Origin of the sequence: Enterococcus sp. MMGLQ5-1 (genome assembly GCF_013155265.1) — a bacterium.
GTDB lineage: Bacteria > Bacillota > Bacilli > Lactobacillales > Streptococcaceae > MMGLQ5-1.
Genome location: NZ_JABJXU010000009.1, coordinates 1 through 13306, shown reverse-complemented (window position 1 = coordinate 13306; position 13306 = coordinate 1). Strand labels below are relative to the sequence as shown.

The 13306-nt window shown below is 31.3% G+C and carries 6 protein-coding genes and 1 tRNA gene; 2 read left to right on the top strand and 5 right to left on the bottom strand.

Going from position 1 to position 13306, the window contains the following annotated elements; all coding sequences use genetic code 11:
• Positions 1-20: 20 nt before the first annotated feature.
• From dnaN to dnaA, 3 genes are all read right to left on the bottom strand, one after another.
• Positions 21-1175 carry a DNA polymerase III subunit beta gene (dnaN, locus tag HOY35_RS09605; RefSeq protein ID WP_172213103.1) on the bottom strand — a complete coding sequence of 385 codons (1155 nt, stop codon included), beginning with the start codon at positions 1173-1175 and terminating at the stop codon, positions 21-23.
• A gap of 123 nt (positions 1176-1298) precedes the next feature.
• Positions 1299-1372: transfer RNA gene (locus HOY35_RS09600), tRNA-Arg, on the bottom strand.
• A 249-nt stretch (positions 1373-1621) separates the two neighbouring features.
• On the bottom strand, positions 1622-2995 hold the full coding sequence (gene dnaA / locus HOY35_RS09595) for a chromosomal replication initiator protein DnaA (protein WP_172213102.1): 1374 nt from the start codon (positions 2993-2995) through the stop codon (positions 1622-1624).
• A 437-nt stretch (positions 2996-3432) separates the two neighbouring features.
• Here dnaA and HOY35_RS09590 point away from each other — a divergent pair, with 437 nt between their 5' ends.
• Both HOY35_RS09590 and addA read left to right on the top strand, forming a co-directional pair.
• A complete protein-coding gene (locus HOY35_RS09590) occupies positions 3433-6756 on the top strand; it encodes a PD-(D/E)XK nuclease family protein (RefSeq protein WP_172213100.1) in 3324 nt (1107 codons plus the stop codon).
• A gap of 46 nt (positions 6757-6802) precedes the next feature.
• A complete protein-coding gene (gene addA, locus HOY35_RS09585) occupies positions 6803-10696 on the top strand; it encodes a helicase-exonuclease AddAB subunit AddA (protein WP_172213098.1) in 3894 nt (1297 codons plus the stop codon).
• Positions 10697-10754: 58 nt separating this feature from the next.
• On the opposite strand, the gene HOY35_RS09580 is transcribed toward addA, so the two are convergent.
• On the bottom strand, positions 10755-11312 hold the full coding sequence (locus HOY35_RS09580) for a GNAT family N-acetyltransferase (RefSeq protein ID WP_172213096.1): 558 nt from the start codon (positions 11310-11312) through the stop codon (positions 10755-10757).
• Positions 11313-11331: 19 nt separating this feature from the next.
• Positions 11332-12954, bottom strand: coding sequence for an ABC-F family ATP-binding cassette domain-containing protein (locus HOY35_RS09575; RefSeq protein ID WP_172213094.1), 1623 nt, complete (start codon positions 12952-12954; stop codon positions 11332-11334).
• Between the last annotated feature and the right edge of the window lie 352 nt (positions 12955-13306).

Below are 13306 nucleotides of genomic sequence, written 5' to 3'. Positions count from 1 at the left end.
ATAAATTGTCAATCTAGATATTATTTATTAGGAATTGAGGCGTTGGTTCTTATTGGTGTAATTAATTGAATAAATTTATCTCCAATCGATTCTGGACTTAAAATAAAAGGCCGAATAGATTCTGTAAATTTAATAATAATCTTTCCTTCACCAAAGGCAGTCAAGGCTTCAGACATAAAAACAGGATTAAAGCTAATTAATAAGTCATTGCCTGAAAATGTTTCGAAAGCAACGTCTTCTTTAATATTACCGATTTCTGGAGAATTACCATATAGTGTAATCTTATCTTGTTGTATATCAAATTGAATCGATCGACTTCTGTCATTAGAGGTTAATAGGGCTGCACGATTCATTACTTGACGTAATTCAAAGCTATCAAAAACAACCGTAGTATTAAAATCTTTAGGGATAATGCGCTCCGTATCAGGATAATTTCCATCTAGTAAACGCGTGTAAAGAGAAATTGTATCTGTTCTAAATTGAACCTGTGTATCAGAGAACAGCATTTCAAATTCCTGTTCATCATTGCTAAAAACATTAGTAAATTCTTTTAAGCTTTTACTTGGAATTACAGACTGAAAATTTTCTGAAGGGTTAGGTAGCTGAATAACCCTTCTTGTCATACGATGGGCATCCGTTGCTGTTGCAATTAAATTTTGATTGTCCTCTAGCTTAAAGCAGACACCTGTTAAAATTGGTCTACTTTCTTGAGTGCTCGCTGCAAAATTGGTTTCCATTATCAGATTTTTAAAAAGCTTGACAGGCATTTTTAAAGGCTTTTCTTGATCAAAGGTCTTGATTTGCGGATAATCCTCAACATTCATTCCGTTTAAATGTAAATCTGTTTGCCCACTGATGATATTGACTACATTATTGTCAAGCACCTGTAAAGTGAACTCATAGTCTGGTAAACTAGATATTACTCTTGAGAAAAAACCTACCTCTAATAAAATACCGCCTGTTTCTTCAATAACCATGCCTGCATCTTCGTTGTCCACAGCTAAAAAAGTTTCAATTGTAATTTTACCATTTGAGCCAATTAATGTCATTCCTTCACTACTAACATCAATTTTAACAAAATTTAAAACCGGAATTACAATTTTTCCTGTAATTGCTTTTTGAGCCAGACGTAAATTAGCTAAAAATGCATTTTTATTAATTCTAAATTTTAACATAGAGACTCCTTATTTTCTGCTTCAATAACATGATTATAACATATAATTATATGGATATTCTTCTATAAGTCACTTACTTTTCTGAATAAAAAAACCTGATTAGGATAATCAGGTTCTATTAAATGATTCAGGAGGGATTCGAACCCCCGACCGATCGCTTAGAAGGCGATTGCTCTATCCAACTGAGCTACTGAACCTCAAACTAAAATTCTCAAGCAACATTTTAAATTATATCAAAGTGAAAACTGCTGTCAATCACAAATATTGCGATAAAGCATTTTTTTTATTAATAGAATAAATAGATATAATAATAATAATAAGTGCTGTGAATTATGTGGATAACTCCAAATAAAGTAAGCTTCATGGGTTTTTAACATGTGGATAACTTGGGGATAAACTTGTGTCATATTTCCCTAGTTATCCACAAATATAAAAATAACTTATCATTAGTTAATCAGCTTATCTTGGATTTCATTAATTTCACTTTGAAGTTTTAAATCAAATTTCACATCTTTTTTCAATTTTCGGTGTGCATACATTACTGTTGTATGATCTTTTCCGCCAAATTCTTGTCCGATTTGTGGCAAACTAGCATCGGTTAGTTCTCTCGTGAGATACATGGCAATTTGACGTGGAACGGCATATTCTTTATTTCTTTTTTTTCCAACAAGCTCATTTTTAGGGATTTTATAGTATTTTGCGACAACTGTTTGAATTTTATCAATTGTTATGCCACCAACAGCAATGACTTCCTTACGCTTCATTTTTAGCGCCTCAGCAGCAATTGCTGTCGTTACTTCTCCATTGTGATATGTTTTAGCATAAAGATCCACCTCACGCAAAGAAGCTTCCAGCTCCCTAACATTTGTATCTACAACTCCTGCGATATACTCATAGACCTCATTTGGAAAATTAATTCTTTGTGCTTCCGCTTTTTCTCTTAAAATTGCAACACGCGTATCTAAATCTGGTGGTGTGATATCAGTTGATAACCCACTCTCAAATCTTGTAACTAAACGCATTTCCATATTTTCAATATCTTTAGCCATCCGGTCACTTGTTAATACAATTTGTTTTTCGTTATTATGGAGTGCTTCAAATGTATTAAAGAATTCTTCTTGAGTTCCATCCTTATTTGAAAAAAATTGAATGTCATCGAGGAGTAAAACGTCTAAATTGCGAAAATCACGTTTAAACTGGCGCTGTGTTTTTTTAGCCATGGAATTAACATATTCATTTACAAAATTTTCACTAGAAATATATTTAATTCTCGCCTTTGGGTTATGCTTTAGTATTTCATTTCCTACAGCATGCATTAAATGTGTTTTACCAAGTCCTGAGCCACCCCATATAAATAAAGGGTTATAAATAATTCCGGGAGTTTCAGCAACCGCCGCTGCTGCTGCATGTGCCATCATGTTTCCTTTACCAATAACATAATTTTCAAATGTAAATTTAGGATTCAAATTACTTTTGACAGGCGGTAAATCAATTTCAATCTCATGCTCTAATTTTGAATTTTTTTGCGAGCTATTTGTCAATCCCTGCTTAACAGCATCTGCTTCTGTTAAGACAATGGGCATAATATTTGAGCCATTTTCTAGAATATCAAAGCAAGCGGCCATGATAATCATTTGCATTTTTTCATTTTTCCAAAAATCAACCTGCATTGGTTGTTCAACAATAATAACAACTTGAGAGGCAGTGACTAAACCTATTTTTGCATTTTTAACAAAGAAATTATAGGTTTGATTACTGAGCTCTCTTAGTGCCAATTCTTCAATTTTTTCCCAAAGCTTGTTTTGTAATAAATTATCCATTTTTGCTCCAACTCACTGCTATTTATTATTTAAATTATTTTATTAATCACAAAGAAAATTTTAACATGCGGGAAGAGATTTATCCACAGAAATATAAAATGTGGAAAAAAAATCCACAATTGTCAGAAAAAACTTATCCACACCCCATTAAATTATGTGAATAACTTAAAAAACTTTTAAAAGTCCACAGATAAAAAATAAATTAAAAGCCTATTAGATTAGTCTTTTAAAAGTTTTTCCACAGTAAAAAGTGGATATGTGAATTACTAATTCACAGGCTGTTAACTTTGAAAAAAATGTGGAAAACTCTGTCAGAAAAACTAAAACCTGTGAAGAAAACTCCACAGTCCTGTGGATAAAACCTGTGGAAAATGCGGAAAAGAAGTTTTAGATAAAACATGATAAAATGGAGGAAAGGATGATGAGTGAGGTGTCAAATGAAAATAATTTATAGAAGCTTTACCGAAAATTTAACTGACGAAGTCATTAAAATTGCTGAGAAAGCGATTGAAAACAAGAGAGAAGTGTTTTATCTTGTCCCGACTTCGATGAGCTTTGATTTAGAGCGCGAAATTTTGGAAAAAATGACAATACATGCGCAAATCAAACTTCAAGTGCTTAGCTTTAAAAGATTTGCTTGGTATTTATTGAAGGATAATCCCATATTTAATCAGGTTCAATTAACAGATACGGGTAAATTAATGGTTTTTCGTAAAGTATTAGCAAAATTAAAGCAAGAGGATGCCTTAACAGTTTTCAAAGGAGAAATCAATCAAATTGGTTTTTTGACTCAGCTGGTTGATTTAAGTAAAGAATTGGAGGAGTCCTGTATTGAGCTTGAGACGTTACCAGAAACGTTAAAATATCAAGAATTAGCTTTGATTTTAAAACATTACTACCAAAGCTTAGCTGGAAAATTTAGACAGGAAAATACAATTGAAGTGCTGATTGAGCAGCTTGAAAAAAAACAGGTTAATCTTAAGGAGAACAGCTTAATTATTTTAGAAGGCTTTTCAAGATTAAGCCCAATCGAGTTAAACTTGATCAAGTGTTTAGAATCTGCTGGAATTGAAGTGTTGGTTGCGCTTCATATATCAGAGCCAGCTATTAATTGTCAAATAGTTGACGGAAATATTTACGAAGCAACTCTTGATTTTACAAAAAAAATCAAATCAGAAATAGATTTTTTTGGAAAAAGCATCTCTTTTGTAAATAAAAAAGTGTCAAAAGAATTACAATTAATTGACAAAGATCCCTTTTCTGAAAAAGAAGTATTAGTTAATGCATGGGAAAAAATCAACGAATGGGATGGAAATAATAATCAATTTGATTTGTCGAACAATCAGTATATTGAAACCTGGGAAAATATCAACATGATAGAAGAAATAAAATCAGTTGCTAAAGATATTAGATATTTGGTAAGTACAGGTGTAAAATATCAACAAATTCAGGTTTTATGTGGTAATTTAGCGGATTATGACGGTATTATTCAACCAATTTTTAATAAATATCAAATTCATTATTATTTTGATGGAGAGGTAAAGCAGGCTAATCATCCATTAGTTGAATTTATTGAGAGTTTAATTGCCTTATCTCAATATAATTATCAGTATACTGATGTTATGAGAGTGCTTAGAACAGAATTATTGCCTTTTGATTTTGTCGCATTAAATGATAGCCAAGACAATGAATATCGGCAGATAATTGATCGGTTTGAGGTATATATATTAAAAAATGGTATTTCTGGTCACAATTTTTTTAGTCAAAAGTGGCAGATGAATAATGGGCCAAAGGAAATGGAGAATTTTGCGAAAATTGAATTTAAAAATTTTAAGCTAATTCAGGAATGTTTAATATCGGCAAGTTCAGTCATTGCAAATTTTATAAAAAAACCGACCTTTAACGCTTTCTTAGGAGTTCTTGATTATATTCGTCCTAATTACATCAAATTAGCTAAGTTGGCAACAACACAAGATGAGATAAACCAAGATAGGGAAGCTTGGGATACGTTAATGTCAATTTTAAAAGAGTATAATAGCATCTATCAGTCTAGTGATGAATATTTTGTTGAAATGCTTTCAGCGGGGATAAAACAGGCTGTTTTCAAAAAAATTCCGGCAGCAATCGATTTGGTTCAGATAAAGTCATATGAGCTAATTAGACCGGATGCTGCTGATTATGTCTACGCAATTGGTTTGAATGCAACAAATTTTCCCAAGATTGCTCAGAACCACTCTTTGCTGACTGATGATGAAAGAATAGAGATTAATAATTTGTCAAAAGATGGTAAATTAGAAGTAAAGAGACAGGAAAGCTCTAGTAAATCCATATTTACTGCTAGTCAACTTTTAGCATCTGCAAATAATAAATTAATATTAAGTAGCTCAGTAGTTTATTTGGATACTGCAGTTAGTCAATCAATTTATATTCAAAGATTACAATCCGAACTTTTGGTTAGAAAAAAAGTAAATCAACCAAATAGCTTAGAACAAGTAAATCCAAGAATGATAGGTTCTTATGATGGTCTATTGGAAGATTTAGGTGTGATATCTCGTGAATTACTTAGTAAGCCTGAAATTGACGGACAACCCAATGTTACCTTTTGGAAAATCATGTATCGCATCCTATTAAAGAAAAACTTTAAGTATCAAGCAATTTTTCAAAGCTTAGATCAATCAATTACACCGACACCAATTGTTAAGGAAACCTTGAATGTACTTTATCCAAAACAGATTAATGCTTCGGTATCAAGCTTTGAAAATTTTTATCATTGTGAATATAAGTATTATTTGGCAAATAGTTTAAATTTACAAGAAGTTGACACAATGACATTAGATAATCGAATACAAGGTAATTATTTACACCGTGTCTTTGAAATATTGCTCGCAGATGATTTTCCTGATAAATCATCATTTGATAGTCAATTAGAAAATGCAATTAAACTAGCAACTACTGAATTCCAAATATATTTTGATTTTAATGCGATTAACCAATATTATAAACAGCAATTTGATCAGATAATAAATAATATGGCGCTAATATTAAAAAAACAAATTGGGCTGCCTATTCAAATTAAGGCAACAGAATTTGGCTTTGGCAGGGATGGTATTTCTGGCTTGAATTTTGATTTAGTAAGTCAAAAAGAGCTCAAAGTAAGAGGATTTATTGATCGAATTGATGAAATAAATCATACAATTGGCGCAGTTGATTATAAATCAGGTAATCAATCATTTGATTTGAAAAAGGCGCTTGATGGTATGCAGCTTCAGCTGATTACCTATTTAGATTTTTTACAAAATGTTTACAAAAAGGATAAAAGTAGCCTATGGGGCGCTGCGTATCTTCACTTTAATGAACCAATCATCAAGCTAAATGAGTTGACAGGTCTGACTGATGAAACTGTGGCAAGTGAAAAGTTAAAAAGTCTGATATATAACGGAATATATGTTAAAGAGACCTTTGATAGTTTTAATGATGAATTGAAGTCCGTTTATAATTTTAATAAAGTAAACACTTTTAGTGAGGCTCAAGTTAACCATTTAATAGACAACAATCGTAAATTATTTGTAAACGCAGGTAATGAATTATTATCAGGAAGGGTTAAAATTAATCCAGCAGTTAATTCAAAAAAGGTTTCAATTGGTTGTCAATATTGTCAATTTAAATCGATTTGTCGCTATGAGCCCGATATTCACAACGGGCGCTTAGTTGGAAATAAAAATTTGAGTTCTATAGACCCGGCAGTAAATGATAATCGTTAATTTTATTGCTGAAATAGATAGTGTTGCTTGATAAAAAGGAGTTCAAATGGCATTAGCAAATAATCAGGAAATAAAAGAGTTTATTGTGAACGAAGCAAAAACTAGAAAATTGAATCAAAAAATTCGTGAAGAATTAAAAAAGCAATGTGTAGAATTAGAAAGATTAATCAAACATTCCAATCAAAAGGAGGAGCAAGAAAAACTTAAGCAAGAAATATTAAAAAATAAAATGTCAATGAATTCGTTAAAAGAAAAAACAGATCAACAAATCGAAGCAATTTATAGTAATGGCAATAATTTATTGCTTGCTGCTTCAGCAGGTAGCGGAAAAACATTTGTAATGATTGAGCGTATTATTGATCGGATATCTAGAGGTATTAGGTTAACAGATTTATTTGTTTCTACCTTTACAAATATGGCTACCAATGAGTTAAAGGAACGCCTCGAAAAAATATTAAGATCAAAACTTGCTAATACAGCTGATACGGAGGAAAAGCAAAGGTATAGGCAGGCACTAAAAGATTTACCAAATTCTGATATTCTAACCATGGATAGTTTTTCTGGGAAGTTAATTAGAAATTATTATTATTTGTTAAATATTGATCCAAATTTTCGATTATTAAATGATCAAACAGAAATAGAAAATTTAAAAGAAGAAGTATTTATTTCACTCGAAAATGACTTCTTGATGGAAAAGTATGTGGACTTCAATAAAATTGATTTTTCGAGGTTGATACGTAATTTTTCTAATGATAGAAGCGATAAGGGTTTCTTTAGTGCCATTTTACAAATTCATCGATTTGCCGAGAGTACACCTGATCCAATGAAATGGCTTGAAACTGAAATGCTAAGTGGTTATCAAAAATATCAAAATTTTAACGATTTTCCACAGGATTTAACTGAAAGTTTTACAAATGTTTTACAAAAATTCACCCTATATATTAAGAGATTAATAGATAATGATGTTATTTTATGGGGAAAAAAAGATCATCAAAGAAAAATCGAATTATTAGCTAAACGAATTGAACAATATGAAGCATACATTACTTCTCTAAAGAACGGCTGTGATATTAGCGAGATTATCGATTCCTTTATTATAGTCGGGAAAACAGACGATGGAAAACAGCTTTTAACGCTCCGTCAAATTAAGGATGATGATGAACGAATTAATTATCCAGTAATTAAATCAGAATTTGATAATATTTATCAGAAGGTTTTACTTGTATTCAGAAATAAATCTGTTATTGAATCCTACAAAGATTATTTCATAAAATTGACGATTTATTTACAAAAGTTTTCAATTTTATTCTATCGTAAATATTTTGAAGCAAAATTGGACAAAAATTTATTGGAGTATGCTGATATAAATCATTTGGCAATTAAGCTCTTGAGTAATAATTCAGATATACTGAATTATTATAAAGATAAATATGTTGAAATTATGGTTGATGAATATCAAGATACGAATCATATGCAGGATACACTTTTAAACTTGTTAAGCAATGGGAAAAATCGATTTATGGTTGGAGATGTTAAACAATCAATTTATGGTTTTCGCTTAGCAGATCCTAACTTATTTTTAGAAAAGCAATCACAGTATTTAAATACAAATGGTGGCCAGGTGATTAGGCTAAAAGAAAATTTTCGTTCTCATCAGGAAGTCTTACATTTTACTAATTCAATTTTTGAACGGCTATTTGATTATCAATTAACAAATATGAATTACGATGAAGCAGAGCATTTGAAATTTGGAAATTTAACATTTCCTATGGCGGTTGACTCAACAAATTATCCAGAATTATTGATTTATCAAAAGGATAAAACAAAGCAATTGATTGAATCTGAAAGCTCAGATGTTGAGGCGGGGGAAATTGAAATTGTTGCTCAAAAAATTAATGAATTAATTAAATCAGGCGTTCCAGCTAAAGATATTGCTGTTTTAGTTAGAAATAGAAATCAAAATGCCGTAATTGAATCAATCTTAGCTAACCATGATATTCCGGTTGTTTTAATGGATGGAAAAGCAAATTATTTACAGTCGATAGAAATTAAGGTAATGCTGGCAACCTTAAGAGCAATTAATAATCCATATAGTGATATTGATTTAGTTGCTTTAATGCGATCGCCAATGTTCAATTTTAATGAAGATGAGTTAATGAAAATTAGACTTCAAAATCGGTTTTCAAAATATTATGATGCGTTAAATGTTGCCTGTGAATTAATAGGGGATGATTCGAATTTAATTTCAAATGAACTAAAACAAAAAATATCGGATTTTTTGTTAGCTTTAAATTCGTGGCGCGATTTTCGGGTGACACATAGTATTTATGAATTAATATTAAAAATATATCAGGAAAAATATTATTTAGATTATGTTGGTGGTCTGACCAGAGGATTACAGCGACAGGCAAATTTACAGGCTCTATTAACTAGAGCCAAGTCTTTTGAAATGAATGGATATAAAGGATTATTTCAATTTATTCATTTTATCGATAGCTATTTACAACGCTCAAATGATCTTGAGGAAGCACCAATTGAAAAAAAGGTTGATGCTGTACGAGTTATGACGATTCACAAGAGTAAAGGTCTAGAATTTCCTTATGTTTTTATTGTTAATTTAGCAGGAAAATTCAATAAGGGTGATTTAAATAAAAATACGATTATCACCAGAGAGAACGGTGTTTCAATTAAAGCACTGGTTCCATATTCTCGTTCGTTAATTGAAATGGAAACTATTCCATATACAGTTAATAAAATGATTAAAGAAAAAAATTTGATTGCTGAAGAAATGCGATTGTTATATGTTGCACTGACTAGAGCTGAAAAAAAACTTTATCTAACTGGGACCGTTGCAAGTGCAAGTCAAACAGTTAAATCTAGCGATCCAGGATTTGGAACGGCAGAAAGTACTTTTTTTGATAATTGGAAAAATAAGATTGATGAAAAAACGGGCATTCTCTCAAATTCTTTAAGAATATCGGATAATTATTTAAATTGGATTGGCGGTATACTTTGGAGCATTGAAAAACCGATAAAAAAAACATTCATTTCTGAAGCAATCGGTGCTAAAGTCACTATTTATACCGATTTTGATATTGAGCAGGCAACTATCCCTCAACAAAATGAGGTTTCATTTAATGTATTTAATGCGCTAACTCAACCGTTTGAGTCAGAACAATCATGGATTGAGGACGCACGTTTAGCTAAACGAATTTTAGATTCGGCAGATGAGTACAATCAAAAAAATTTGGTAGCTATTCAAATGCCAACTATTCAGACTCCATCAGCAATTAAGAAAAGATACGAGACCTTATTGGATGATTGTATTCAACCGGCTTCCTTATTAAATCCAACCTTTGATTTTCCAATTTTTAAGCCAGATACAAAAAGATTGTCTGGGGCAGAGTTTGGTAGCTTAATCCATGAGCTTTTACAGAAAATAGATTTTACTTCTGAAGATTTAGAAAAAGAAATTTATGATACAGTAGCTAATAATATGGATCAGCTTATTCCAGCAGAAATAGAAAGAATTACATTTTTTTTCCAAAAAATTGTCATTTTCTTTACAGAAAATTTACTAGGGAAAGATATTGTAAATGCTGCTAAAAATGGAATCCTATGCCGAGAACAGCCTTTTTCAATGTTAGTGGATACAAATGTGATTAGCAATTTTGATTTTGATTTTGAAATATTCACAGAAAAAAGGGACCATGTTTTGATTAAAGGGGTAATTGACGGTTATTTTGAGCTAGATGATAAAATAATTCTCTTTGACTATAAGACAGATCATAATGTTTCACGTGAAACACTGATTCAACGCTACAGAAAACAAATTGAGGTTTATGCCAAGGCCTTAAGCGAAAGCCTAAATCAAGCAAAGAGCATCAAAACTTATCTCATTGCGCTCAGTATGGAACCAGTTGAAGTGATTGAAATATAAAAAGTTAAAAATTAATAAATTAAAGCACCTCTCAACAATGGCTGAGAGGTGCTTTAATTTAATATTTCCAATACATATGATCGTAATGGTGACTTCCAATAACAGTTTCCGAAACCTTTACAAAACCGCAAGATTTGTAAAGGTTTTTGGCAGCGATATTATTAATATCCACATTTAAACCAACAACATCTTTCTGTTCGATACTAGCGAAATTTGGTACACTTTGAATTAATCGCCTTGCAACACCTTGACCTCGATAGTTTGGAGAAGTTACTAGCGTGTCAATATACCATTCATTACCATATGTTTCTTTAGAGTTGAACAAAGGCATTGGACTAATTTCATTAAATGTTTTATCTATTGTGGCTTCTTCTTCACTTGGGTAACCAAATAGGACACCTGCAATCTTTTCATTTACTGTTGCAACAATTGCACGTCGGAAGGAATATCTATCACCCGAATTTTTGGAGCTTTCTATTAACATGGCTCTTGTTTTTGCTTCTCCAATTTCTTTTAGTAATGGTAAATCCATATCCTCAATCACAAGCATGACCAAATTTATTAATTGTTCGATGTCTTCTTCACTACCAACACGGATTTTGACTTCAGATTTCAAAATAAACCTCCTATTATTATCAACTTAATAATTCATTCATTTGAGATACTAATTCTTTATTTTCTAAGAATTCATCATAAGTGATTTCAGAGCGATCAATCATTCCGTTTTCAGAAATAATGACAATGCGATTTGCAAGTGTTTGAATAAATTCATGGTCATGTGAAGTAAACAGTAAACTACCTTGGAAATTCTTCAATCCATCATTTAGTGCAGAGATGCTTTCCAAATCTAAATGATTAGTAGGGTCATCCAATACTAAAACGTTTGCTTTAGCTAACATTAATTTAGAAAGCAAAACGCGTACCTTTTCACCACCAGATAATACTTTAACCTGCTTATTAACTTCTTCACCTGTAAAGAGCATTCGACCTAAAAAGCCACGTAAAAAAGTATTATCATCTTCTTCCTTGCTTGCGAACTGTCTAAGCCAATCTAAAATAGTTAGCTCATTATCAAATTCTTTTGATGAGTCCTTCGGCAGATAAGACTGTGAAGTCGTTATACCCCATTTCACACTACCGGAATCAGGTTCTAATTCGCCCATGATTACTCTGAGAAGAGTGGTTGTTGCTATATCATTTCTTCCTATAAAAGCAACCTTATCTTCTTTATTTAAAGTGAAATTGATTTTATCCAATACTTTTTTACCATCAATTGTAACAGAAAGATTTTCGACCTGGAGCAAATCATTTCCAATTTCACGTTCAGTGACAAATTTAATATATGGGTAACGTCTACTTGAAGGTTGAATATCCTCCAATGTAATTTTATCAAGCATTTTTTTTCTCGAGGTAGCTTGTTTAGACTTTGAAGCATTAGCAGAGAAACGAGCAATAAAATTTTGCAACTCTTTAATTTTTTCTTCAGATTTTGCGTTTTGATCCTGCATTAATTTTTGAGCAAGTTCGCTAGATTCTTTCCAAAAATCATAATTTCCGACAAAAAGTTTAATTTTTCCAAAATCTAAATCGGCCATATGTGTACAAACCTTGTTTAAAAAATGTCGGTCATGTGAAACAACAATTACCGTATTCTCAAAATTGATTAAAAATTCTTCAAGCCAATTAATTGATAGAATGTCTAATCCATTAGTCGGTTCGTCTAGGAGTAATACATCAGGTTTTCCAAAAAGTGCTTGAGCAAGTAGCACCTTAACCTTTTGACCTGAGGTTAATTCACTCATATTTACATAGTGAAGCTCTTCAGAAATATATAGACTTTGTAGTAATTGAGCAGCCTCAGATTCAGCCTCCCAACCATTTAATTCAGCAAAACGACCTTCAAGCTCTGCAGCCTTTAAACCATCTTCATCTGAAAAATCTGCTTTCATATAGATAGCATCTTTTTCCTTCATAACCTCATAAAGCTCGCTATGCCCCATCATAACAACATCAATTACTCTCTGATTTTCGTAATCAAAATGATTTTGTCTCAAAACAGAGAGTCTTTCCTCTGATCCAATTGAGATATGTCCAGTTGAAGGTTCAATATCACCAGCAAGAATTTTTAAAAATGTCGATTTTCCAGCGCCATTTGCCCCGATTAAACCGTAACAATTACCTGGAGTGAACTTAATATTTACTTCATCGAATAATTTGCGATCACTAAAATGTAAACTTATATCTGTAGCTTGTAGCATGATGCCTCCTTAAAAATTTTATCATTTAATTATATCATAACCCAAAGAACAAATAACAAGATTCTGTATATATTATATTAAATATTCTTTCTATATAATAGCTAATAAATAATGCAATTATAATTAATATAAATTTTCTAATAAACGAAAGCCACAATCAGTTTCATCATTTTAACTCAATTAAATTGTAAGTGGTTCATATTTAAGACTTTAATACATTTTACAAAAAAAAGTTAAAAAATGAGTTGACTGTAAAAATAAGATTTGCTATTATAAGAAAGCTGTCGCAGGAAAAGGCGAAAGCAAAAAAAACTTTTAAAAAAAGATTTAAAAAAAGATTGACAATTAAAAG